This is a genomic window from Rhizobium leguminosarum bv. viciae, assembly GCF_012276115.1.
GTDB lineage: Bacteria > Pseudomonadota > Alphaproteobacteria > Rhizobiales > Rhizobiaceae > Rhizobium > Rhizobium leguminosarum_T.
On record NZ_WIEU01000002.1, the window covers coordinates 499,593 to 523,497 of the forward strand.

A 23,905-nucleotide genomic window follows, 5' to 3' on the forward strand; every position below is an offset into this window, starting at 1 on the left:
GAAATCTTACCGCTATCGCCGGTTCTCGATGAGGCCCTTGAAAGCCAGGCCAGTCGATATCACTTGATGTTCCAATTCGATAGTTGCACCGATAGGTCATTGCCAAAGCTTCAAAGGAACTGTGGTGGCCGGTGACGATGATGCCGTCAGATGCTCAATGGCGCCATACCGCGGGAACGGAGTTCCCTATCGTTTAAGTTCAAGGCAAACTGGGACGGAACCTGCTGATTCCATCTGTGCGTGCTTCTTGACGCAACTCGCAGCTCCTATTCAACGAGGTGACTATTGACGCAGTTCTTCGAAACCACTCAAGGGATCATGGCAATGGGAGCGTTCATCGGTGCCGGCGGTTTGGCCGCTGGCTCGTTGCTTCCCATCGTCATTCGACTTGCGAAGTCTGGGATCAACCGGCGCCCGAAAGCCGAGGTTAGAAACCTAGCGATGCTGACGGTGCTGGCCCTAGATGATTTTGTCGGAGCCAGCTATGCCGCCGTTCACGACATGCCCGAATTCAATCCTATGGATGAAGGCCAATTCGCGTTTCACGTTCCCGATCCAACCCTTGCACTTCCGCAGGACGCAAACTGGGGGCTTTTTAATGCCGAGCTTGTAGAAGAAATTTTGTGGTTGTCGAACCGGGTGAAGACCCTTTCTTATGCGTTGGATAGTCTCGACCTTTCCAGGCCCGGCTACGATGGCTTCTTCGAACGACGCCAAGAAGGTTATGCTGGTCTGGCGGCTGAAGCGATGGACATTATTGAGCGTATGCTTGAAGAGTTTGACATCACCCTGCCTGCCAAGCCAGATTATTATCGCCGGCGGGAAGGTCTCGTTTCAGCTGTCCAAAAGGCTGGAGAAAATAGCTCGCAGCGCCCAAAGGCTCGCACTCTCGCGCACCCGGGTGGGTCAAATGTGCTGCAACTGTTCCCAAAGGCAAACGACGACGCCGAGTAAAATCAAGCGATATCGTCGAACCCGGTCAAAGGTATCGCGTCCTCACGCATGGCCTGTTCTCCATTGGATGGCTCGTTTTAATTGCGGCCTAGGCCGGCGCCAGATCGACGCCTTCTAGAAAGTTCAAAACCCAGGTCGCGGTAGCAGCGTTCAAGATCCATCCTCCACGGCTCCTTCGGCTGGATAGTCCGCCGTTGCATAGCTGCATTGCACAAAAAATGTTTTCCAACTGGTCAAAAAAGGAGCATGGTGATTATAGCTGATGCAACACGACGGCTTTCCTCCCAGTTCCGTCGTTTCAGCTGTTCCCCTCTGGAGGTTTATACCTTCACACTTAAAGGGCCACGGTTCTCCGTCGGCCCTCTTTTTTTGTCTGCGAAAATCACGGGTTGCTGCCGGGTTTGATCGACCGGCATCCAATTCGAATGTCATAAAACGCCCAGGTAAAGCTGGCAAATGGCCATCGCGGCTTGCGGGTGTGATCTTTTGGGCTGTATGCGCTATGAGCGAACCACGGCAGCCGGGGATGGGAACAAATGACCACAATCACCATCGACGATGCTCTCAACCACGCGGGAGCAGGACGATATCAGCGACGGCTGATGGCCATCTTCGGCTTGGTCTGGGCAGCTGACGCCATGCAGGTCATCGCAGTGGGCTTCACAGCGGCTTCGATCGCCACGAGCTTCGAACTAACGGTGCCGCAGGCGCTTCAGACGGGCACGGTGTTTTTCCTTGGCATGTTTTTGGGCGCAATGGGGTTTGGTAGGCTTGCCGATAGGATCGGCCGTCGCGGCGTTCTGATCGCGACTGTCTCCTGTGATGCCGTCTTTGGCACGCTGTCAATTTTCGCGCCAGACTTCACCTTCCTCCTTTTCATGCGCTTCCTGACCGGTGCAGCAGTCGGCGGGACGTTGCCGGTGGACTATGCGATGATGGCCGAATTCCTACCGGCGAAGAACCGAGGCAGGTGGCTGGTGCTGCTGGAGGGTTTCTGGGCCCGTCGGAACCCTCATTGTCGCACTTGCAGCCTGGCTGCTCAGTCTCTGGAACGTGGCCGAAGCCTGGCGGTTTATCTTTGCCGTTACAGCGGTCCCGGCGATTATCGGTTTCGGTCTGCGGTTTTTCGTGCCGGAATCGCCGCTCTATCTTCTGCGCAAGGGAAGGGGTGGAGATGCAAAGGCGATCATCGACCGGATGGTCCTGGTGAATGGCCGCAGTGCTCTGGGACAAGGGGTCGACATCGCGCCTGCGACACCGACGCGTAGTATCGGAATATTCTCCCACGCTCTGCGGCGTCGAACCCTTCTGATCCTCGCGGTTTGGTTTCTGGTGTCCATTTCTTACTATGGTGTCTTCACTTGGATGCCTCCGAAACTTGCCGGGGACGGCTTTGGCTTCGTTCGAGGCTACGGTTTTCTTGTGCTGATCGCGCTTGCCCAGATTCCCGGCTATGCGCTCGCTGCCTACGGCGTCGAAAAGTGGGGGCGGCGTCCAACGCTTGTGGCATTTTGCATCCTTTCCGCGATGGGATCCGTTTTGTTTGTCGTCGGCTCAACCGCACTCTTGGTAGCGTCGTCATTGCTGATTATGAGTTTCGCGCTGCTTGGCACGTGGGGTGCACTCTACGCCTATACGCCAGAGCTTTATCCCACTGCATCCAGGGCAACCGGAATGGGTGCCGCCGGTGCTATGGCTCGGCTTGGAGGTCTGCTTGCGCCATCGTTGATCGGTCTTTTTGTGACTAAAGATTTCGGCCTGGTCATCGGGATTTTCGCTGCTTTGCTGCTGATGGCAGGTGCTGCAGCCTATTTCATCGATGCCGAGACGCGCAGTGCCAAGCTGGCCTAGAAGCCGTTTGGCCGATGCGTTGGCTTCCATCTCGGGATCGCGGGGTAGGGTTCTGACCTTGTCGCAGAATAAATTCTTGTGGCGAAGACTGACGGCGGGTGGCGTATTGCAGTCTCGGCTCCAGGTTTTTCAACAACTTAGTTGATTCTCTTTAAAGCGGTTTCGTCAACCTTGGTTTCACGTCGACGCTGGCCGCTTGGCAAAGGGCACTGAGAGCAGGGCGCAGCCGGTCAGGACGGCAATCACCATCCAGGCTTCGTTGATCGCCTGGACGCTTGCCGCGGTCTGGACCAGCGGATCGAGCAGCGCCGTGGTATCCGCATCGAAGCTGCCGCTATGCCCCGATAGGGTCTGAAGAGGTGCGCCGACGAATGTCGCAGCCTCGACGTCGCCGGCTTGAAGGCGGGTCCAGAGGCCTTGTCCCAGCGGTTCCGAGCGCGTGTAGATGATGGTGTCGATGAGAGCGATGCCGATCGCCCCGCCGAGATTGCGCATCAGGTTGAAAAGTCCACTCGCGTCGGGAATGCGGTCTGGCGGCAGAGTGCCGAGCGCCAGCCGCGTCGGCGGCAGCAGGCAGAACATGATGGCGACGCCGCGCACGACCTGCGGCCAGAACATCGCGTCATAATCCGAACGAGGATCCTGAAAAGCGCTCATCCCGACACCGACCGCAAACAGCGCGAAACCGGCCGCCGACAGCAATCGCGCGTCCATCCGCTTCTCCAGCGCCACCGCGATCGGCGCCGTGATCAATTGCGCGACGCCGGTGACCAGCATCGTCATGCCGATTTGGAGGGCGTCGTGTCCCCTGATGAAAGCGAGAAAGACCGGCATGAGATAGACCGAGCCGAAGAGGCCGATGCCAAGCACGAAGCTCAGAACGGAGCCGACGAGAAAGTTTCGATCACCGAAATTGCCGAGATCGACGATCGGCCGGTTTCTGCGCAGCGTTCGCCAGATGAAGACACCTCCCGATGCAAGGCAGACCGTCAGCAGGCTGAGCACATAGGCTGAGCCCCAGCCGCTCGTCGGCGCCTCTTTCAGGCTGAGCTCCAAGCTCGTCAGCGCGGTTGCCATCAGCAGAAGCGACAGACCGTCGAGATGCCTGAGTTCGGACGGATCGGTCGCCTGCCTCGGCAAGGACCGTGCCGCCAGGATTGCCGAGGCAATGCCTGGGAGGATGTTGATCAGGAACAACCAGTGCCAGGAGTAGGTTTGCGTCAGCCATCCGCCGACGATCGGCCCGACGGTCGGGGCCAACACTGCGAGAACGCCGGCGATCGTCGTCGCAAGTGCCTGGCGCTCGTTCGGGAAGAGAATGAACACGGCCGAAAACACCGAGGGGATCAGGGTTCCGCCAGAAAAGCCCTGAAGCACCCGCCAGGCTACCAGCTCGCCGAAGCTGCCGCTCATCGCACAGCCGGCAGAGGCCGCGACGAACAGGCTGATGGCGGTAACGAACAGCCATCGCATCGTCAGCAGCCGCGTCAAGAAGCCGGTGAGCGGGATCGCGACCACTTCGGCGATGAGATAGGCCGTCTGTATCCAGCTCATCTGATTCGGATCGATATCCAGCGCCGACTGGATGGTCGGCAGCGATGTCGCCACCACCTGGACGTCGAGGATCGCCATGAACATGCCGACGCACATCGCCATGAAGCCGAGCCAGACGATGGCCGGTGTTTCATCAGGGCGGGCAGATTCAAGTCGTTCCGACATGCGATGATCCCGCGCGCTGCATTCTCCGCCCAGGGTGCGAAGACTAAGGCCGATCCTATTTACGATCGAGACGGCATGCCGCAAACAAAATCGTGGAGCGCAATTCCGCCGATGCCGACACCATAGTTCGGATGAGGACGGAAGGGATAGGGATCTGCCAACACAAATACGTCACCAACGCGAACCAGCCGTCCCATGCCCGACTCGATGGAATCCGAGAGCGCCCCGACGAGGTCTTCCTGCAGTTCGGTGCGCGTCGCTGAGAGCCGATCCGGAGGCGCTGCAGAAATTTCCGATCGGCAATTGACGTGTCGGCGGGAAACTGACTATCAATCTTAAATCAATTTGATTGACATCAAAAACAACGGGATCGCCGGGATGAGGTTGAGCAAGGATGCACCCCGCCCATTTGCATCGAAGCCGGCGTTGCGGAAGCAACCACTCCGATCGGGCTTGGCCACGCGATCATCGGCAACATTTCCACCCGCCGCCTTCTACCAAAAGGCCGCTGGCGCCATACCCAATTCCGCTCCCGGTAATGCGCCGGAATACGCATGATCCGATCTTCAAGAGGAAAGAGTGACCATGTCCACACCGCGACCAAAAGCCCTGCGGCTTGAAACCCTTTGGAACCCGCCTGCGGATGGCAAGGAATTTTCCTACGTCCTGCGCCTCAAAAATCTGGGCACAGAGCCGCTTTCGAATTTCTCGCTGTGCGTCAGCGGTCCGGGTCGCGTCGATCCGGCCGGGCGCGTCGAAGGCGCCACGGTTTCGCAGCGGCTGTCGAATTTCACCGAATTCCAGCCGCCGGCCAATTTCGTTCTCGGCGCCGGCGAGACGTGGACGATCTCGGTCTACGCGCTGAGCTGGCAATTCCGCCACTGGACGGATGGCGCGACGAGCGGTTATCTCGCCCTTTCCGACGGCAGCACGATCATGCTCACCATAGAGCCGACGCGATCTTCGGTCAGCAATGCGCCGCTGAAGCGTGGCGCCGAGATCTATCCGGTGCCCGTCAATGCGCCCGTTCAGGTGTCGATCATCCCCTGGCCGAACCATGTGGCGGTCGCCTCGCATCGGCCACTGCCGGCCGGTTTTGCGCCGCAGGCGCAGAGCGCTGCAGGGGAGGCGGCATCACGCAGTTTCGCAGCGCTGGTCGAGCATCTCTTCGCCGTCGAAGGCATTGTGCGGAGCGAGGCGGAAGGCGCGGTTCCGGTTGCCCTGAAGGATGCCGCCGGCTTCGGGCCGGAGGCCTATCGGCTGAGCTTCGAGAGTGAGGCGATCACCATCGAGGCCAGCAGCCAGACCGGCTTCCTCTACGGCCTTGTCACACTCGGCCAGATCTGGCGCGGTGCAAGGCTGCATCCCGAGGTCTTCCGGTTTCCGGCCTCCGGCGAGATCGTCGATGAGCCGTCGATGGGTTGGCGCGGCCTGCATCTCGACGTCGCCCGCCAGTTCTATGGCGCGGCTGAAGTCAAGAAGCTGCTGGCGGTGCTGGCCTGGAACAAGCTCAACCGCTTCCACTGGCATCTTTCCGACGACGAAGCCTGGCGCGTCGAGATCGACGCCTATCCTGATTTGACCGCGGTCGGTGCCTGGCGTGGCCACGGTCTGGCCGTTCCGCCGCTGCTCGGTTCGAGCCCGGCCCGCACCGGCGGTTACTACACCAAGGCTGCCATCCGAGAGATCGTCGCCCATGCCAAGAGCTTCGGCGTGGAGATCGTGCCGGAGATCGATGTCCCCGGCCATTGCTACGCCATGCAGCAGGCGATACCGGAGCTGCGCGATCCGGCCGAGATCGGCAGCTATTATTCGGTTCAGGGCTTTCCCGATAATTGCATCAATCCGGCCCGCGAGAAGACCTATGACATCGTCGAGACGATCCTTTCGGAACTCATCGAGCTCTTTCCGTTCAAGACCATCCATCTCGGCGCCGACGAAGTTCCGCTTGGCGCGTGGTCCGGCTCGCCGGAAGCGCTCGAGCGCCTGCGTAGCGTGGCGGGCGACGAGGTTGCCGATGCGCATGCCAAGCGGCTGAACGTCGTGACCAATACCCACGGCGCCGACGACATCCATGGCTCGGGCGCCGCCATCCTGCAGGCAGAGTTCCTGAACCGTGTCCAGCGCTTCCTTGCCAGCAAGGGCTGCATCACCGGCGGCTGGGAAGAGGCGGCCCATGGCGATGTCATCGACAAATCGAAGAGCTATCTCTGCAGCTGGCGCAATGTCGAGGTCTCGGCCGAACTTGCCGAGCGCGGCTACGAAATCGTCGTCTGCCCCGGACAGGTCTATTACCTCGACATGGCGCTCAGGCCCGACTGGGATGAGCCCGGCGCCAGCTGGGCGGGGACCTCGGATGCCGAGAAACTCTACAATTTCGATCCAATCGGCGGCTGGACGGCGAGCCAGAAACAGAAACTCCTCGGCATCCAGGCCTGCATCTGGTCCGAGCCGATGACGGATCGCGCCGTTTTCGACCGCCTCGTCTTTCCGCGCCTTTCCGCACTGGCCGAAACCGGCTGGACGAAGCCGCCATCCAAGTCGTGGGAGCGCTTCGGGGCGCTCGCAGGACTGATGCCGCTGCTCTACGGGCTGCAGCAGTCGTAGCGCGCGGATTGGGCCGCGGGTTTTGATGTGAGGATCCCCCCTTGCCATCGCCGGAGGCGGTGATGGCAAGGATACGGACATCGCTTTCAAGGGGTGTTGTCAGGTGCCGCGTCATCTGCCGTGGGCAGCTGACCTTCGGGTGCGGCGATACGAATAGGACGTGTTCCAATAGGCGCGCCGGTCGCGCGGTCGATGGTGACGGGATCGATCTCGGTTCCTGTTTCAGCGTCAAAGAAGCGGGTGACTGCGCCGCCGCCGCGGTGCTTGCGGCCCCAGGCGCCGATTGCAAGCAGCACCGGCAGAAAGTCACGGCCGGCTTCCGTCAGCACATATTCGTCGCGCGGCGGACGCTCGGAATAGCGACGCTTTTCCAGCAATCCTTCTTCGGTCAGCGATGACAGCCGCCCCGTCAGCATTGTCGGGACGATGCCGAGGCTTTTGCGAAATTCATCGAAACGGGTCAGCCCCGCATGGGCGTCGCGCATGATCAGCATGCTCCACGCATCGCCGACGAGCGCCAGGCTGCGGGCGATCAGGCAGGGCTGTTCGGAAAGATTCTTCATGTCGATATCTTTTTAGTAGTGACTTGCTATCTTTTTGATAGTAACAGAGTGCGCATGGATGTTCCATGACAAAAACGAAGGCAGACATCGATGAACAAAAGAGAACGCGGCATTGCCCTGGTCACCGGGGCCTCCTCCGGCATCGGGCTGGTGACGGCGAAGGCCTTGCTACGCGACGGATACCGGGTGTTCGGCACCAGCCGAAGGCCGATGGCCGACACCGCCGACGGCATCACCATGTTGGTCTGCGACGTCATCGAAGATCAATCCGTGCAGAGCGTCGTCGACGAGGTTCTGAAACGCACGGGACGGATCGATCTTCTCGTCAACAATGCCGGGATCGGCCTGCTCGGCGGCGCCGAGGAATCGACGACGGCGCAGGCCAAAGCCGTGTTCGACGTCAACGTCTTCGGCACGATGCGTATGACCAATGCCGTGCTGCCGGTGATGCGGCGGCACCGCAGCGGCCGGATCGTCAACCTGAGCTCGATCCTCGGGCTGATCCCGGCGCCCTTCAACGCGCTCTACGCAGCGACCAAGCACGCGATCGAAGGTTATTCGGAATCCCTCGATCATGAAGTGCGCACGCAGGGCATCCGCGTCGTGCTCGTCGAACCAGGCATCACCCGCACCTCCTTCGAGGAGAACATCACGCGGCCAGACCGGCCGCTTGCCGTCTATGATGCGGTGCGCGCCGACGCGGAGAAGCTGATGCGCGAGATCATCTCAACGGGCGATGCGCCCGAGGTAGTCGCCGCAACCGTCATCCGGGCTGCCAATGCGGCCTCGCCGAAGAGACGCTACACTGCCGGGAAAGCGGCAGGGCAGGTGCGCTTCATCCGCCGTTTCCTGCCCGAGTCCTTCGTCGACAAAAGCCTCCGGAAATTCAACAAACTTCCCGGTTGAGCCAGCGCCCGCGTTATCGGCCAAGAGATCAAGGCTGCCGTCCAGCCCGCCCACAGCGAACAAACACGTGTCGAGCGAAGGCGCTTCACTGTCGTTGCCGGTAGGCAGAGGGTGTGACGCCTGTGCCCAATTTAAATGCCCGTGTCATGTGGCTCTGGCTGCTGAAGCCGCAGGCCGAAGCGATCTGCGCTATTGGGTCCGTGCCTGATAACATCGATTTGGCGCGCTCGACACGCCGGTGGGCCACCCAGCCGTGCGGGGACACACCATAGCTTGCCCGGAACACCCGCTGAAAATGAAAGGCGCTGAGCTGCCCGATCGCCGCCAGATCCTGCAAGCGGATTGTCTCGCCGAGATGGGCCTCGATATACTCCAGACTCCGGCGCCGCACATGAGGAGCAAGCCCGCCGCTGATCGCACAGAGACGCATTCCTCCATAACGCGGATCCACGAAGAAATCATTGATCGCCTGCGTCATGGCTTCTTCAGCCAGCAGATGATCACCCGCCAACATCGCTTCGGTCAGCTGCCGAAGCGTATGCGCCAAGACGGGTGCATCGGCGAAGGTCGCTTCGGCAAGAGCCATAAGCCTGGAATCGCGGTCGAACGTCTCGGCAAACATCCGGCGCATCTGGTCGTCGGGAACGTAGAGATGGACGAATTCGAAGGGATCGGTGATTTCCCATTCGGACGAGTGCCCCTGCGGCATGACGCACAAGGCGCCGGGCCGGCCTCGAGCGGTGGGGCTGCCATCCAGACGGCGGGTTCCGGCGCCACCGTTGAGATAAAGGCTGAACGTATGTCCGTCCGGACGCTCATAGCTCATCCTGTCGCTGCCATTGCTCCAGAGGGCCGCAGATCGCCCGAACCCCAAATCGATGGACTGCGACATCCGCGCAGAGGGAGATGCGGACAAAAACCTGAAAACCGAGAGACGGCTATCTTTCACCAATTCTTCCCCGCACAAAGGCCACGCCTTGCGAACAGTACCGGTGGACGACCCGCATGGCGAGCGGGGAAGTCCGGGCAAATCGATTTCATAGCAAGAATCTGCAAGAGACCTGCTCACGGTTCGCCTACTGGTCGCGAAAACGAGGATCACGCCATGGCAAATGCCGCTCTCTTCATCGCCACCGTCCTGATATGGGGGACGACTTGGATCGCCATTGCGATGCAGGTCGGTCCCGTGCCAGTCCTGGTCTCGGTCTTTTACAGATTTGCGGCCGCAGCCGTGATCCTCGTCGCCATCCTGGCTGTCATGCGGCGGCTCAAGCTCCCTGCCTTGCGCGATCAACCTTTCATCCTTGCGCAAGCGCTCTGCCTGTTCAGCCTCAATTTCATCTGTTTCTACAAGGCCGCCGCCTTTATCCCGTCCGGGCTGATCTCCGTGATCTTCTCGCTCGCGACGATCTATAATGCCGTCAATGCGCGCCTCTTCTTCGCCGACCGCATTACAGGCCGCACGTTTCTCGCAGCGGCACTCGGAGCAGCCGGCCTACTCCTCCTTTTCGGACAGGACGTTGCCGTCGATTTCGATATGGACGCGTTGAAAGGGATCGGGCTCGCAGCGCTTGGAACGCTGTTTTTCTCGCTGGGCAATATGGCATCGCGTCGAAACAGCGCGGTCGGAATCTCACCACTGACCGCCAATGCCTGGGGCATGACCTATGGCGCGATCGTCCTCCTCTTCCTGATTGCCGTGACGCAAACGCCGATCGTGGCACCGCCTGACATCACCTATCTTGCCGCCCTGCTCTATCTCGCGGCAATCGGATCGGTGATCGGCTTCACCACCTACCTCATGCTGGTGTCCCGCATCGGCTCCTCACGCGCTGCCTATGCCACCGTCCTGTTCCCAATCGTCGCCCTGTCGTTGTCGACGGTCTTCGAGGGTTACCACTGGAGCGCTCTAGGCCTGATCGGCCTGGCGCTGACGCTTCTCGGCAACGTGGTCATCTTTGCGCGACCTCTAGCCCGTCGCCCGCTGCAGTCAGATGCGAGGCTGCCGGCAGGCGAATGAAGGGGTCGAGGTGTATCAGCCGAGCGGCTTTTGCAGGACGTCGAAGCGCGGATTGGTTTCGGAAAAGATCGGCAGGGCGGCGGCGCCGAGGATTGCCGTATCTTTGCCGGTCATGCCGATCATCACGCGGGGGATCATTCGCTTTTGATTGGGGTCGATCGGGGCGTGCAGCGGCTCCAGCCGTTCCGCAAGCCGAAGCATCAGCGATGTCGGGATGCTGCCGCCGAGCACGATGGTCTGCGGATCGAAGGCCAGTTCCAGAAAGTCGACAGTCTGCCGCAGCGGTTGGACGGCCTGGTCCAGCCAGGCGTCGAGACCTTCGCCGCCCTTGGCGATCAGCGCATCGAGATCGTCGGGCGACAGCTCCTCGGCATTGGCGATTCCCATGAATTCATAAGCGACGGCCGGTGACACATAGCGATCCAGACAGCCGCGCTTGCCGCAGCTGCAGAGCTTGCCATGCGGCTCGACGATGACATGCCCGATCTCGCCGGCATTGTTGCGACTGCCCTTGTAGAGGTGACCGTCGAGGAACATTCCGGCGCCGATGCCGCCGCCGCCTGCGAGAAACAGATAGACGAAGCTGCCCAAACCGCGGGCGACGCCATGAAGACGCTCGCCAATCGCGGCTGCCGTCGCATCGTTTTCGACCAGCACCGGCATCTTTACCCGTTGTTCCAGTTCATGCCCGACAGGAAAACCCTGCCAGCCGGGCAGGTTCAGCGGGCTGAGCGACGTGGTGCCGCCATCGGCATAGCGGCCGGGCAGAGCCATCCCGACGCCGAGCAGCCTTTGCCGGTCGAATGTGAAGGCCCGCTGAAGATTCTCGACGATGGACTGGAGAGCCGGCATGGCCCTTTGCGGATCGGGATGTTCGACGTGGCGCTCGATGCGCGCGCAAACTGCGCCCGAGAGGTCCGTCAGAACGCCGCTCGCCCGCTGGCGGCCAAGTTCGAGGCCTATCGAATAGGCGCCGCGCGGATTGATGGTGTAAGGGATGATCGGCTGACCGCGCGCCAGTTTCTGCGGCTCGGACGGAACGAGAAGGTGCGATCTCTCCAGTTCCTCGACGATATTCGAAACAGTCTGGGCCGTCAGCGCCGTCATCCGGGCAATCGCCGCGCGCGACAAGGGACCGTTGGTGCGGACAGCCTCGATCACCACACGCCGGTTGTGAGACTTGGCCTGCTCGAGATTCGTGCCGGAGATTGCCTTCATGTCGCCTTCAAAGGAAATGCAGCATCACCCTTGTCACAAGACGAACACCGATGAAAGCTCCATTCTTCGGAACGTCTTATTTGCTCAACGGACACCGCGTCTGTGCAAGAGGCCGAGGAGCATTATGCCGGCCAAACCGGTGCCAGCGCTGAGGATGGCGGTTCCCGAATAGCCGGTCACATAGGTGCCGGCGGCAAAGACCAGCGCGCCGATCCCGGCGCTGGCAAAGATGTTGACGGAGATCAGCGCGCTGCCGAGCCCCGGCCGGTCGGCGATGAGATCCTGCAGATAGGTGATCGGAAAGCTGATGATCGCGGCCGCACCGATGCCGGCGAGCAAGGTAAGCGCATATAGGTGCCACGGCTCGGAGGCAAAGCCGAGCAGGCTGAGGAAGACGGCGTAGATGATCGTGCCGGCGGCAAGCGCCGTCATCTGGCCGGTTTTCCGGGCGATCCGCGACCAGATGATGATGAAGACGACCTCCAGCAATGCGACGATGCCGACAAGAATGCCGACATCGCTCAGCCTGCCATGCGCGGCACCGGTGGCGATCAATGGCAGCAGAGCGTCATTGAGATGCAGTGTGCTGGTGATCAGCGCCACCCCGCAAATATGCGCTGAAATCCGCGGCGAAACCACCTGGCGAAGCGCGCCGAGATAGGTGAGATGATGAACTGCTGCCATCTCCGTTGCCGCCCGCTTCGGCAGAGCGAAGATGATGATCCCCTGGCAGAGCAGACATGAAAGGCTGGCAAAGAGATAGGCCGGCAGCATGCTCGATGCGCCAGACAGCAGCAGGCCGGTGATGCCGGGGATCAGCACCCAGGACAGCGAGATCATGGCGCGCACGCCGGAGTTGGCCGTCACCATGTCGCTTCGGCTCATGCCGTGCATCGCCGCGCGCGCATTGGCAAACAGCAGCGAGTTCAGCGCCCCGTAGATCGGCAGGGGCAGCAAGCCGCTGATGACGAAGACGGCCGCGGTTGGAAAGGCGTAGACCATGCCGTAGCCGACGATACCGAACAGGCAGGCGCCGATCATCGTCGACCGGTATTCGCCTAGCCGGTCGGCGAGATTGCCGAGTAGGATGCTGATGACGACGTTCACCGCCGCCGAGACGAAACTCAGGAAGGAATAGAGACCGTCGCTCAAGCCCAATTCGCGGATACCGACGACCGAACGATAGGGTGCAGTCATCGCCCCCGCCATTCCGAAGGTGAAAATAGCGATCATGCTGGCGCGGATCGCCGGATTGCGGAAGACGTCGGGGAAAAGGCGGCTCATGCGGGCATCTGGATGTCAGTAGTGTTCCGATTGGGAGAAGGTCCGCGCGAGCTCGGCCTGGCCTGCCGTGAGGCCGCAGTCGACAGGCAGGCAGACGCCGGTGATGGAGGCGGCCTGGGGACCGGCGAGAAAGGCCACGGCATTGGCAACATCTTTCGGATCGACGACCCGCTGTAGCGGATACCAGCGGCGTGCTTCCTCGAAAACGTTGGGATTGGCGCTGGCGCGGGCTTCCCAGGCCTGCGTCTTCACCGTGCCGGGTGCGACGGCGTTGGACCGGATGCCGAACTTGCCGTATTCCACGGCGACCAGCCGGGTGAAATGCAGAAGGCCGGCCTTGGCGGCGCTATAGGCCGGGTGTCCGAAGACATGCATGCCGTTGACCGAGGCGATGTTGACGACGGAACCCTTCGAAACCGTCAGCATCGGCTCGAACGCGCGGAAACACAAGAACGCGGCTTCGAGATTAAGCGCATTGTCCGCCCGCCAGATCTCGGGCGTCGTCTCGTGCAGGCTGGTCGCGCGGGCAGCACCGGCATTGTTGACCAGGGTTCGAACCACGCCGACGTCAGCGGCGCGTCTTGCCAATTCGGCAATGCTCGTCTCGCTGGTTACATCGCATTGGATGGCCACGAAGCGATTGCCCGGCCCGAGCTTCGATGCAACGGCAGCCGCAGCCTCCGCATCGATGTCGGCGAGCAACACGACGTCGTGGTCATCGGCGAGCCGTGCGGCGATCGCCGCGCCGATATCGCCTGCAGCACCGGTAACGATGGCTATCGACTGCGTCATTTTCCGTCGCTCCCGTTCATGAACCTCAATCTCCAAGCAATTGCCGGTCGTCGCCGTCGCGGTGAATGACAAGCTGCTGTTTGATACGCCGAAGCGTGGTCGTCGCCTTCGGCTGAACGGCATAGGCGACCAGGCTCGACAGGATATCGATCGTCGCGATGTAGGCGATGCGCGTCGAGGTCGGGCGATAGATATTGTGGCCCTCGGGAAGGTCGATCGGCACGACGATTTCGGCGGCCTTGGCAACCGGGCTGGCCGTTTGGGTGAGCGCGATTGTCTTCACCTTGGTCTGGCGGGCAAGCTCGAAGGCGCGCACCAGCTCCGTATTGCGCCCTGAGAAGGACGAGCCGATCAACACGTCGCCGGGTCTTGCCGCGGCAGCCATCATCAGCTGCATGCTGTGGTCGGAACTTGCCGTGATGCGAAGCCCGAGACGGAAGAGGCGGTTCTGGAGCTCGTCGGCAATCATCGACGAATTGCCGCCCGATCCGAACGCATAGATCATATCGGCCTTGGCGATATGAGAGACGGCGGTTTCGATCGCGGCAAGATCGAGTGATCGGTGCAGGAGAAAGAGCGCGTTTTGGGCCTTGGTGATGATATCCTGGGCGACATCAGCCGGATCGGTGCTTTTCGATTCCGGTTTCAGGTAACGAACGCCGATATGGGCGGTGCGGGCAAGCTGCACCTTGAAGTCGGAGAAACTCTCACAACCGAGCCGCCGGCAAAAGCGCGTGACGGTCGGCGGCGATACCTCGGCCCGTTCCGCCAGCTCGATGATCGAGGCATTCACGGCAAACTCGAAGTCGTTGACGATAATCTCCGCGATGCGGCTCTCGGAGGGAGAGAGCCGACCCTTGTCTTCCTGCAGCGTTGAAAAGATATCCAAGCCCGTCCCCCCGATGGTTTTCTATCTATCCTTCTTCTTATAGGCCACGCAGTCGATCTCAACCTTGCAATCAACCATCATCGACGATTGCACACAGGCGCGTGCCGGCGGATGGTCGCCGAAATAATCCTCATAGATTTTGTTGAAGGTCCAGAAATCGCGCGGGTCATCGAGCCAGACGCCGACGCGCACGACGTCCTCGACGCCATATCCGGCCTCGTCGAGGATCGAAAGGACGTTGGCGATCGTCTTGTGGGTCTGGGCGATGATATTGCCGTCGATGATTTCGCCATTTTCCATCGCAACCTGTCCGGAAACATACAGCCATCCGTCGGCTTCGACCGCACGTGCGAAAGGCAGCGCCTTGCCGCCGGCGCCCGTTTGAACAGTGCCATAGCGCTTGATCGGCATGCTGAAGTCCTTGCAAATTATTTTCTTGATAAGTTGACAAGTGACCATAGAAAGCAGAATTTGACCAGTGAAAAACGCGATTTATGAAAAGAATTTCAATCCGGGGCTGATATGCGCGATCCTTTCCAGAATCCTTTCCCGTCAGACAGCGCCCGGCATGCCATCTGGGAAATGCTCGTTTCGCGCGATATCGACGCGTTTCTGGCGGCCGATTGGTCGATGGTCGAGCATGACTTCGTCGAAGAGGGCTTCATCGGTATCGATGCCCAGAAGCAGGTCAGCCCCGACAGGTGGCGTCTGGCATTTCCGACGCTGTCAGCCTATCGCCAGGAATGGCTGAGGCAGGCAAAGGATTTCGCCGAGCAGAGTTTCGCGGAAGATGCGCGCACGGCGATCTTCACCACAACGACGCTTGAGGATATCGAAATCGAGGGCGAAATGGCCCTCGTTCGCAAGAAATTCGACGGCGGCATTACCAAGAGCGACGATACCCGGGACGTCCTGCAATGGCAGACGCTCTATTATTGCAGACTTCACCAAGGACGCTGGAAGATCTCAGGTTTTACCGGCTACCTGCCGAACCCGATGGGTTGACGCGGGGTCGACAACACGAAGGCCACTTTCTTGCGCATTTTCACGGCAGCATTGGCGACCGAGACCAACACCTTTTCCCCGATCTGCGTGGATCGTCGCGCATTCGAAGCCTCTCTCTATGCCCCGCCCGGCCAGCATCCCGAAACACCGACGCTCTGCACCGCGCCGATCACCGTCGGCAGGCGCGTCACCCGGGAAAAGGGTTGGGAACTGATCGAAGGAACGGCAACCTGGGCCGATCCCGCAGGCCTCGTCAACCGGGCGACCTACGAGGAATTGCGTGACGAAATCCTCGGCCAACTCAGCGCGGCAATGCCTGTCGACGCCGTTGTCATGGGTCTGCACGGCGCCATGGTGGCTGCCGGATACGAGGATACGGAAGGCGATCTGCTGTCGCGCATCCGTGAGATCGTCGGGCCTGATGTCCTCATCTGCGCCGAACTCGATCCGCACAGCCATCTCACCGCAAAACGTGTCGCCGCTCTCGATTTCGCCGTCTATTTCAAGGAGTTTCCGCATACGGACTTCGTCGACCGCGCCGAGGACCTTTGGCGCATTGCGGTCGAGACGCTCGAGGGCCAAGTCAAGCCGGTCATATCCGTGTTCGACTGCCGGATGATCGACGTCTTCCCGACATCGCGCGAACCCATGCGCTCCTTCGTCGACAAGATCATGCAGATCGAGAAGGATGACCCTGACATCCTGTCGATCTCGGTGATCCACGGCTTCATGGTGGGTGACGTTCCCGAAATGGGAACGAAGCTACTTGTCGTGACGGACAATAAGCCGGAGAAGGGCGCGGCTTTGGCGTGCGAACTCGGCCTCGAGTTGTTTTCGAAGCGCGGCACGTTCATGGTGCCGCAGATCGACGAGAAGGAAGCCGTCGCGCGCGCGATGACTGCCACCGCATGGCCCGTTGTCATCGCCGATGTCTGGGACAATCCGGGTGGCGGCACGGCAGGGGATGCGACTGTTATCCTCGGAGAGCTTATGGCCCGCGGCGTCACGAGTGCTGCGATCGGCACCATCTGGGATCCGGTGGCCGTCCAAATCTGTTTTGCTGCGGGCGAGGGGGCGGAAATTCCACTGCGCTTCGGCGCCAAGTCGGCGCCCGGCACCGGCAATCCCGTCGACGGTACCGTCAAAATCGTCAAGCTGGTGAAGAATGCCGAGATGCAGTTCGGCGAGAGCCTCGCACCTTTCGGCGATGCCGCACATATCGTGCTTGACGGCATCGACATCATCCTCAATTCGACACGCGCTCAAAGCTTCGATCCGAGCCTTTTTTCGGCGATGGGCATCGATCCCGCCCGGCAGAAGATCCTGGTGATCAAATCCACCAACCACTTCTTCGCGTCCTTCTCGAAGATCGCCGCCGAGATCCTTTACTGCTCTGCCGGAACGCCCTATCCCAATAATCCGGCGACGACGCCGTACCGGCGGGCACCGAAGACCATATGGCCAATCGTCGCCGATCCACACGGTAGAGAACGCGGAGCCGCCTAGATGCATGACAACAGGTTTGCCGTCATCGCCAAGGCGGGCGACAGGATCGCCGATCTCTCGACGCCGCGTCCTGTGATCGACGAAGACAGGCTGGCGGCAAACATAGACCGCGTTCAATCCTATATGGATCAGCACAGGCTGAACTTCCGCCCGCATATCAAGACGCACAAGATCCCGGCTCTCGCCGTCGCGCAGGTTGCCGCCGGCGCCAAGGGCATCAATTGCCAGAAGGTGACGGAAGCCGAAGTCTTTGCCGAAACCGGCTTCGAGGACATCCTCATCACCTTCAATATCCTCGGACCGCAGAAGCTAGAGCGGCTGGCCAGGTTGAACGAGAGAATTTCGGCCCTCAAGGTCGTCGCCGACAGCGAAGTGACGGTCGACGGGCTCGCGGCGCATTTCTCCGGCCACAAGCCGCTGAACGTACTGGTCGAATGCGATACCGGCGGCGGCCGCTGCGGCGTGCAGACGCCGGATGAGGCGGCCTCGCTCGCCAGGCGTATCGCCGCTGCCGACGGCCTCACCTTCGGCGGCATCGTGACCTATCCGAAGCCGCAATCGGCAGCCGCCGTCGAAGCGTTCATCGCCGAAACGTTGAAACAGCTGAAAACGGAAGGCATAACCTGCCCGATCGTCAGCAATGGCGGAACGCCAAGCCTCTTCGAGGCGCATCTCGTCACCTCAGCCACGGAACACCGCGCCGGCACCTATATTTATAATGATCGCCAAATGGTGCGTATGGGCCATTGCACCGAGGACGATTGCGCGATGCACGTACTGGCGACCGTCGTGTCGCGGCCAAACGCCGACCGCGCCGTCATCGATGCCGGGTCGAAGGCGCTGACATCGGATCTTCAGGGTTTTAGCGATTACGGGTTGATCGTCGGTTATCCCGAGGCGCGGATCAGCAGTCTCTCGGAAGAACACGGCGTGATCGACCTGTCGAATTGCACCGGCCCCCGGCCGCAGATCGGCCAGAAGCTCTTCATCATCCCGAACCACACCTGCGTGGTGTCCAATCTTTTCGACACGATGGTCTTCCATCGGGGCGGCATCGTCACCCGCGTCGAGGATGTCGCGGCCCGCGGTCTCGTCTGGTAGGAAGAAAGCCGGTCGGCGGGCTTAGATGCATCACTTGGCCATCTCGTGAAGGTATGTTTCAAACTTTGACCAGAACCGGTGGTCAAATACAGTTTCGTTGTCGAGTTTCAGATGCCGTGCCGTGCCCATGCATTCGCTGGCGTTGAGTTTGATTGCTTTTCGAGACTTGAGCCCAATGGCCTCAACGGATCATCGAGATCTGCTGGTGACATCGTGCTTCATACAAACCGATCGATCGGCTTTGAAAATTATCACTTTTTGTCTGCCACCGCGGTACGCATCCGTCCTCACTGGCGAGAACGGCGGCGTTCCCACTTTTGAAGTCCCCGGATTCAACTGAAACGAGACGACAGCCTGAGCACCCGAGAGATCAGTTAGGCAGCACAAGGAAAAATTGCAACAGTACAGTTGAGTTCGCATCTTCCGGTCAAAGGGTCCCGCAATAAGCCTTAAGGAAATTGAAGACGTGGCGGGTTTGCCGAGTAGAGTCCTGCTCTCGAAATTCGTTTGCAACCCACATTAAATTGCATTATCGTTCGACACACTAGAAAGTTATAACTTTAGCATTGCATTTCGGCTTTTTACTTCCTCTTTCCGCTGCTTCGGCACGTCATCCGGATAAGCCTTCATGCATCCAGACAGTCAATACATCCACGCCGACAATGCGGCGCTCATTTTCGATGAGCTGAAGTTTCGATCGCTGACGGTGAAGAACCGTCTTTTCCGATCCAATATATCCGGCCAGTTCGACGACTATAACGGTCACGGCGGGAATGCCCGACTGAACTGGGAGGAGAAGTTCGCGCGCGGCGGGATCGGCTGCATCATTTCCTCCTTTACTCCGGTCTCCGTGCGCGGCCGCATCCTCGTGCGTTACGCGATGATCGACGACGACGATAAGATTCCCTTCTGGCGGGAAGTCGGCCGTCGTGTCCACGGCTATGACTGTCGGTTCATCATGCAGCTCAGCCATTCCGGTCGCCAGCAGGACATGGGCGGCGTCGAGAACCTGTTCAACAAGGGCCTGAGTTCGACCGATAAGAGCGATTACTTCCATGGGCTGCTCGCCCAGGCGATGACGAAACCCGAAATCGCGGAAGTGGTGGAGCAGTTCGCGCAAGGGGCGCGGCGCGCCCGGGAGGCGGGGCTCGACGGTGTCGAGTTGCACGGCGCCAACGGCTATCTGCTGACGCAGTTCCTAAGCTCCGGCATCAACGACCGGACGGATGAATATGGCGGCGGCTGGGAGGGCAGGGCGCGTTTCGTGCTCGAGATCATCAGGGCGATCCGCCGCGAGGTCGGCCAGGACTTCCATCTGCAGATGAAGATCAACGGCGTCGACCACAATGACTGGCTCTATCCCTGGATCAGGAAGGGCAACACGCTCGACGAAACCGTCAAGATCTGCACGATGCTGCTCGATGGCGGCAAGGGTGTCGATTCCTTTCATGTTTCAAGCGGATCGACCTTTCCGCATCCGCGCAATCCGGCCGGCGACCTTCCGCTGAACGACCTTCACCGCTGGTATGACGGCATGCTCTCGCAGGGTACGCGGGCGCCGATGAACTATGCGATCTTTTCCAACCCTTTGCTGGCGCGCGCCTTCCAGGCGCTCTGGCGCTGGCGCAGGGGCAAAGTCATCGAGGGCATCAATCTCGATTATGCACGCGCCGTTTCCGAAGCGATCGGCAAGATCGACCCCGATATCAAGGTGCTCTGTACCGGCGGCTTCCAGCATGCCGACAGGATCGCCGAGGCCATCCGTTCGAAAGCCTGCGATGGCGTCACCATGGCCCGCCCGCTGATCGCCAACAACGACCTGCCGGAGATCCTCGCCAAGGCAAACGGCCCGGAAAAGGAATGCACCTACTGCAACAAGTGTCTGCTCAACGATCTCGAAAACCCGCTCGGCTGTTATGACCTCAGCAGATTTGACGGAACGAGCTTCGAGGATCGCTACGACAAGATGATCAAGCAGGTCATGTCGGTTTTCGAGCCGCCGACCTTCCATTGAGACGCACCATCGCCCGCGCATTCGGAGTGGACTCATGAGCAGCGACAACGACCGCAAAACGCCCGTCGAGATCGCAGTCGCCCGCCACCGCCGCTGGTGGCTGGCGATCGTCGTGCTGCTGTTGCTCGCGGTCGTCTACTATCTGGTTTTCGTCAACCAGTATGTCGTCGCTTTCAAAAGCCAGAACGAGCATTTCATGCACGGCTCTATCGGCAGCGAGACGGCGACGGGACCGCCCTACTGGGTCTTCAAGGCCTTGCCGGTCATGTATGCCGACAAGCTCGGCCCGGAAGGCTGGAGCCGTTTCGGCTTCCTCTACGAAAAGCCCGGCGACGACCTTCCGATCGGGGTGTCGCGCCGCGTGGTCTCAGGCGTCGAGCGGGTCTGGCTCAACTGTTCCGTCTGCCATGTCGGCACATATCATCTTCCCGGCGATCCGGTTCGCCATCTCATCCCCGGCGCACCTTCCAATAATCTGCGCCTGCAGGAATTCATTCGCTTCTTCATCGATGTCGGCCGCGATCCCGGCTTTACCGCGGATGCGCTGATTGCGACGATCGACGGCCCCAAGGTCGGCGGTGATCTCAATGTCTTCGAGCGGCTGGTCTACCGCTACGCGGTCTTTCCCAGGGTCAAGAACGCCTTCCTCGATCTCGGTACCCAACTCGATTTCGTCAAGCGGCAGGAGGAATGGGGGCCGGGCCGCGTGGACACGTTCAATCCCTATAAGGCGCTGCAATTCAACTTTCCGATGGACGAGGCGCATATCAGCGGCGCGGCGCTGAACGGCTCTTCCGACTATCCCGCCATCTGGCGCCAGCGCCCGCGCGAGGGCATGAACCTCCATTGGGACGGCAACAATGATTCCGTGGCCGAACGAAACCTGAGCGCCGCACTCGGCGCCGGCGTCACGCCCGTGACGGTCGACCGGACATCGATCGCGCGCATCGAGGACTGGATGTGGGATCTGCCTTCGCCGCCGTTCCCGGTTGCAGCCGGCATCGATCAGGCGAAAGCGGCAGAGGGCAAGACGCTGTTCCTGCATTATTGCGCCGATTGCCACGGCTTCAAGGATGCGAACGGCTACAGCTACGACAGGCAGCGTTTCACGCGCCTCGGCAAGACGGTTCCACTCGCCGATATCGGCACCGATACTGGGCGCTGGACCTCTTATACGGAAAATTTCGCCGGCGAGGAGAACCTGCTCTATGCCGGCTATCCCTGGCGCTTCAGCCGCTTCCACAAGACGGACGGCTATGCCAATCACCCGCTCGACGGCATCTGGGCGCGCTCGCCCTATCTGCACAACGGCTCGGTGCCGACCCTGCGCGATCTGCTCGAGCCGAGCGCCAAGCGGCCGCCCGTCTGGTTCCGCGGCAGCGATGAGTTCGATCTCGCCAAGGTGGGCTATCGGTGGGACCAGTCTGCCGGCGGCGATCTCTTTCGCTACGACACGGCGCGGCCCGGCAACGGCAATGCCGGCCATGAAGGATACCGCTACGGCACGGAGCTGCCGGACGCGGCAAAAGACGCCCTCGTCGAATATATGAAGACGCTATGACCCAGTCGCGATCGCTCAGCAAATGGAAGGCACGGCATGCAGTCCTCGTCTGGATCGGCATACTTCTGAACTTCGCCTTCGTCCTGCCGCTCATCTTCTGTCCGGAATGGATCCTCGGCCTCTTCGGCATTAGCGTGAACCAGCTGATCTGGCCGAGATTTGCAGGCCTGCTGCTCGGGATCCTGTCGATCTTCTACATTCCGGCGACGCTCGATATCGACCGTTACCGCGTTTTCGCCTGGCTTGCGGTCTTCCCCTCCCGCACGCTCGGCACGGTTTTCTTCTTTCTCGCCGTCTTCGTCTTCGACCAGCCGCTCGGCTATCTCGCCGGCGTCTTCCTCGACGGGTCGGTCGGCATTGCGACGCTTTTCTGTCTGCTGCGCATCCTGCGGCTCGAACAGAATATCGCCGAAGGGAGACAGGTATGAGGCGCGTCTTCTGGAAATGGCTTTTGGCCGTTCTGGTCCTGCTCGTCGTCGGCGCCTTCGCGCTGTTCTTCCTGCTTTTCCGGCCGGTCGCCCAGCCGAAGACGAACGATCTGGCTGAAGTCTTCAACCACGGTTCGATCGGCAATGAAGAGGCGCAGGGAATTCCCTACTGGATCTGGCGGGTCCTGCCGCAGCTCTTTCCCGAACATATGCCGGCAAACGCTGACGGCTACGGTGCCTTCGGCCTCTACTGGCGCGCCGGCGACGAGGTTCCTGTCGGCCTCTCGGTCAAGACGCTCGGCGTCATAGGCCGCGTCGCGCCGAACTGCGCCTTCTGCCACCAGGGCAGCTACCGGCTGCGTGCCGACGAGCCGGCGCGGCTGGTCGAAGCAGGCCCGGGAACGAGGGTCAATCCGCAGGCCTATATCCGTTTTCTCATCGATGTCGGCGCCGATCCGCGGTTTACCGCCGACCGGGTGATGACGGAGATCGGCAGGATCTATGACATGCCGGTCTGGGAGCGGGCGCTCTATCGCTTTGTCCTGGTGCCGGCGACCCGGGCAGCCCTCCAGGAACAGGGGCGGCAGTTTGCCTGGATGAAGGATCGGCCGGACTGGGGGCCGGGCCGGATCGATCCCTTCAATCCGGTCAAATTCCAGAACCTCCGTCTTGCCGACGACCACACGATCGGCAATTCCGACATGATGCCCCTGTGGTCGCTTGCCGATCTCGCCACCACCAATACGCGCCGCTTCTCGCTCCATTGGGACGGATTGCAAACCGATCTCTACGAGACGGTGGTCTCGGGTGCGATCGGCGACGGGATGACCTACAAATCTTATGGGGGAAGCGAAGAGGGCCTTCGCCGCATTATGGATTTCATCCGCCTGCAGGGGCCGCCGCCCTCGCCGTTTTCTCCTCTCAGGCCGGCAGGCGATCCCTATCATGTCGATGCGGCGGCGGTCGACGCCGGCCGTGGGATCTATCTCGCGCAATGCGCCGTCTGCCATGACGCCGATGGGCCTCGTTACCGGACGCCGATCTCGATCGTCGAGCTCGGCACCGACCGCCATCGCCTCGACATGTGGACGCCCGCGGCCCGCGACCGTTATGCCGCCTACGAGCCGAGTTACGCTTGGAGTTTTACCAACTTCCAGAAGACCGACGGTTATGTCGCGACAGGCCTCGGGGGCCTGTGGCTGCGCGGTCCCTACCTGCATAACGGCAGCGTCCCGACATTGCGGGCCTTGCTTCTTCCGCCCGCCGAGCGGCCGGGGCAGTTTTACCGCGGCTACGATCTCGTGGATGCCGAGAATGGAGGCTTCGTAAGCATGCCGGATACGCCGGGGGAACGGTACGGCACGCTTTACCACACGAGCCGGCCAGGCAACGGCAATGGCGGTCATCTCTGGGGCACGGATTTGCCGCCGGAGGCGAAGGAGCAACTGCTTTCGTATCTCAAGACACTTTGACCATCAGGAGGGATC

At 60.7% G+C, this 23,905-nt stretch carries 19 protein-coding genes and 1 pseudogene; 12 read left to right on the top strand and 8 right to left on the bottom strand.

Going from position 1 to position 23,905, the window contains the following annotated elements; genetic code table 11:
- The first annotated feature begins 285 nt into the window (after positions 1-285).
- Together GFM02_RS05590 and GFM02_RS05595 are read left to right on the top strand one after the other, a co-directional pair.
- Positions 286-954, top strand: coding sequence for a hypothetical protein (locus GFM02_RS05590; RefSeq protein ID WP_168321062.1), 669 nt, complete (start codon positions 286-288; stop codon positions 952-954).
- A gap of 536 nt (positions 955-1,490) precedes the next feature.
- Positions 1,491-2,805: pseudogene (locus tag GFM02_RS05595) on the top strand (MFS transporter).
- Between the two features lie 177 nt (positions 2,806-2,982).
- Here GFM02_RS05595 and GFM02_RS05600 read toward each other — a convergent pair.
- The gene (locus tag GFM02_RS05600) at positions 2,983-4,524 is read right to left on the bottom strand and encodes a DHA2 family efflux MFS transporter permease subunit (protein WP_168321063.1); all 1,542 of its coding nucleotides are present in this window, start codon (positions 4,522-4,524) and stop codon (positions 2,983-2,985) included.
- A 585-nt stretch (positions 4,525-5,109) separates the two neighbouring features.
- Here GFM02_RS05600 and GFM02_RS05605 point away from each other — a divergent pair.
- Positions 5,110-7,131, top strand: a complete 2,022-nt coding sequence (locus tag GFM02_RS05605; RefSeq protein WP_168321064.1) for a beta-N-acetylhexosaminidase — start codon at positions 5,110-5,112, stop codon at positions 7,129-7,131.
- An 86-nt stretch (positions 7,132-7,217) separates the two neighbouring features.
- Here the strand turns inward: GFM02_RS05605 and GFM02_RS05610 are convergent, their stop codons facing one another.
- The gene (locus GFM02_RS05610) at positions 7,218-7,694 is read right to left on the bottom strand and encodes a winged helix-turn-helix transcriptional regulator (RefSeq protein WP_168321065.1); all 477 of its coding nucleotides are present in this window, start codon (positions 7,692-7,694) and stop codon (positions 7,218-7,220) included.
- A gap of 90 nt (positions 7,695-7,784) precedes the next feature.
- Between GFM02_RS05610 and GFM02_RS05615 the strand changes: the two genes are divergently transcribed.
- Complete coding sequence (locus GFM02_RS05615) at positions 7,785-8,600, top strand: oxidoreductase (protein WP_168321066.1); 816 nt, start codon at positions 7,785-7,787, stop codon at positions 8,598-8,600.
- Between the two features lie 85 nt (positions 8,601-8,685).
- Here the strand turns inward: GFM02_RS05615 and GFM02_RS05620 are convergent, their stop codons facing one another.
- Positions 8,686-9,426, bottom strand: coding sequence for a helix-turn-helix domain-containing protein (locus tag GFM02_RS05620; RefSeq protein ID WP_168321115.1), 741 nt, complete (start codon positions 9,424-9,426; stop codon positions 8,686-8,688).
- 279 nt (positions 9,427-9,705) lie between these two features.
- Between GFM02_RS05620 and GFM02_RS05625 the strand changes: the two genes are divergently transcribed.
- Positions 9,706-10,620, top strand: a complete 915-nt coding sequence (locus GFM02_RS05625; protein ID WP_168321067.1) for a DMT family transporter — start codon at positions 9,706-9,708, stop codon at positions 10,618-10,620.
- Positions 10,621-10,635: 15 nt separating this feature from the next.
- Here the strand turns inward: GFM02_RS05625 and GFM02_RS05630 are convergent, their stop codons facing one another.
- The 5 genes from GFM02_RS05630 to GFM02_RS05650 form a co-directional block, all read right to left on the bottom strand.
- On the bottom strand, positions 10,636-11,838 hold the full coding sequence (locus tag GFM02_RS05630; protein ID WP_168321068.1) for an ROK family transcriptional regulator: 1,203 nt from the start codon (positions 11,836-11,838) through the stop codon (positions 10,636-10,638).
- Between the two features lie 84 nt (positions 11,839-11,922).
- Positions 11,923-13,122: an MFS transporter gene (locus GFM02_RS05635; protein WP_168321069.1), complete on the bottom strand. Its 1,200-nt coding sequence runs from the start codon at positions 13,120-13,122 to the stop codon at positions 11,923-11,925.
- 15 nt (positions 13,123-13,137) lie between these two features.
- Positions 13,138-13,914, bottom strand: a complete 777-nt coding sequence (locus tag GFM02_RS05640) for an SDR family oxidoreductase (RefSeq protein WP_168321070.1) — start codon at positions 13,912-13,914, stop codon at positions 13,138-13,140.
- A gap of 25 nt (positions 13,915-13,939) precedes the next feature.
- A complete protein-coding gene (locus tag GFM02_RS05645) occupies positions 13,940-14,803 on the bottom strand; it encodes a MurR/RpiR family transcriptional regulator (RefSeq protein WP_020052775.1) in 864 nt (287 codons plus the stop codon).
- Between the two features lie 21 nt (positions 14,804-14,824).
- Entirely contained in the window at positions 14,825-15,214 is a 390-nt protein-coding gene (locus GFM02_RS05650; RefSeq protein WP_168321071.1) for a RidA family protein, read from the bottom strand.
- 111 nt (positions 15,215-15,325) lie between these two features.
- On the opposite strand from GFM02_RS05650, the gene GFM02_RS05655 reads away from it, so the two are divergent.
- The 7 genes from GFM02_RS05655 to GFM02_RS05685 all read left to right on the top strand — a co-directional run bounded on the left by GFM02_RS05655 (position 15,326) and on the right by GFM02_RS05685 (position 23,890).
- Positions 15,326-15,808, top strand: a complete 483-nt coding sequence (locus tag GFM02_RS05655) for a hypothetical protein (protein WP_020052773.1) — start codon at positions 15,326-15,328, stop codon at positions 15,806-15,808.
- Positions 15,809-15,838: 30 nt separating this feature from the next.
- Positions 15,839-17,314, top strand: a complete 1,476-nt coding sequence (locus tag GFM02_RS05660; protein ID WP_168321072.1) for a M81 family metallopeptidase — start codon at positions 15,839-15,841, stop codon at positions 17,312-17,314.
- On the top strand, positions 17,315-18,415 hold the full coding sequence (locus GFM02_RS05665) for a D-TA family PLP-dependent enzyme (RefSeq protein ID WP_168321073.1): 1,101 nt from the start codon (positions 17,315-17,317) through the stop codon (positions 18,413-18,415).
- Between the two features lie 628 nt (positions 18,416-19,043).
- Positions 19,044-20,429: an NADH:flavin oxidoreductase gene (locus tag GFM02_RS05670; RefSeq protein WP_168321074.1), complete on the top strand. Its 1,386-nt coding sequence runs from the start codon at positions 19,044-19,046 to the stop codon at positions 20,427-20,429.
- A gap of 34 nt (positions 20,430-20,463) precedes the next feature.
- Positions 20,464-21,990: a cytochrome c gene (locus GFM02_RS05675; RefSeq protein WP_168321075.1), complete on the top strand. Its 1,527-nt coding sequence runs from the start codon at positions 20,464-20,466 to the stop codon at positions 21,988-21,990.
- Complete coding sequence (locus GFM02_RS05680) at positions 21,987-22,418, top strand: hypothetical protein (RefSeq protein WP_020052768.1); 432 nt, start codon at positions 21,987-21,989, stop codon at positions 22,416-22,418. Before GFM02_RS05675 ends, GFM02_RS05680 begins: the two co-directional genes overlap by 4 nt.
- Complete coding sequence (locus GFM02_RS05685) at positions 22,415-23,890, top strand: cytochrome c (protein ID WP_168321076.1); 1,476 nt, start codon at positions 22,415-22,417, stop codon at positions 23,888-23,890. The genes GFM02_RS05680 and GFM02_RS05685 overlap by 4 nt, the downstream gene beginning before the upstream one ends.
- Positions 23,891-23,905: the final 15 nt, after the last annotated feature.

Excerpts from the sequence above, each read along its gene's own strand:
- GFM02_RS05615 (WP_168321066.1), top strand. The coding sequence starts at position 7,785 with ATGAACAAAAGAGAACGCGGCATTGCCCTGGTCACCGGGGCCTCCTCC.
- GFM02_RS05635 (WP_168321069.1), bottom strand. The coding sequence starts at position 13,122 with ATGAGCCGCCTTTTCCCCGACGTCTTCCGCAATCCGGCGATCCGCGCC.
- GFM02_RS05685 (WP_168321076.1), top strand. The coding sequence starts at position 22,415 with ATGAGGCGCGTCTTCTGGAAATGGCTTTTGGCCGTTCTGGTCCTGCTC.
- GFM02_RS05655 (WP_020052773.1), top strand. The coding sequence starts at position 15,326 with ATGCGCGATCCTTTCCAGAATCCTTTCCCGTCAGACAGCGCCCGGCAT.
- GFM02_RS05650 (WP_168321071.1), bottom strand. The coding sequence starts at position 15,214 with ATGCCGATCAAGCGCTATGGCACTGTTCAAACGGGCGCCGGCGGCAAG.
- GFM02_RS05610 (WP_168321065.1), bottom strand. The coding sequence starts at position 7,694 with ATGAAGAATCTTTCCGAACAGCCCTGCCTGATCGCCCGCAGCCTGGCG.
- GFM02_RS05680 (WP_020052768.1), top strand. The coding sequence starts at position 21,987 with ATGACCCAGTCGCGATCGCTCAGCAAATGGAAGGCACGGCATGCAGTC.
- GFM02_RS05675 (WP_168321075.1), top strand. The coding sequence starts at position 20,464 with ATGAGCAGCGACAACGACCGCAAAACGCCCGTCGAGATCGCAGTCGCC.
- GFM02_RS05605 (WP_168321064.1), top strand. The coding sequence starts at position 5,110 with ATGTCCACACCGCGACCAAAAGCCCTGCGGCTTGAAACCCTTTGGAAC.
- GFM02_RS05665 (WP_168321073.1), top strand. The coding sequence starts at position 17,315 with ATGCATGACAACAGGTTTGCCGTCATCGCCAAGGCGGGCGACAGGATC.
- GFM02_RS05600 (WP_168321063.1), bottom strand. The coding sequence starts at position 4,524 with ATGTCGGAACGACTTGAATCTGCCCGCCCTGATGAAACACCGGCCATC.
- GFM02_RS05640 (WP_168321070.1), bottom strand. The coding sequence starts at position 13,914 with ATGACGCAGTCGATAGCCATCGTTACCGGTGCTGCAGGCGATATCGGC.
- GFM02_RS05625 (WP_168321067.1), top strand. The coding sequence starts at position 9,706 with ATGGCAAATGCCGCTCTCTTCATCGCCACCGTCCTGATATGGGGGACG.
- GFM02_RS05630 (WP_168321068.1), bottom strand. The coding sequence starts at position 11,838 with ATGAAGGCAATCTCCGGCACGAATCTCGAGCAGGCCAAGTCTCACAAC.
- GFM02_RS05670 (WP_168321074.1), top strand. The coding sequence starts at position 19,044 with ATGCATCCAGACAGTCAATACATCCACGCCGACAATGCGGCGCTCATT.
- GFM02_RS05620 (WP_168321115.1), bottom strand. The coding sequence starts at position 9,426 with ATGAGCTATGAGCGTCCGGACGGACATACGTTCAGCCTTTATCTCAAC.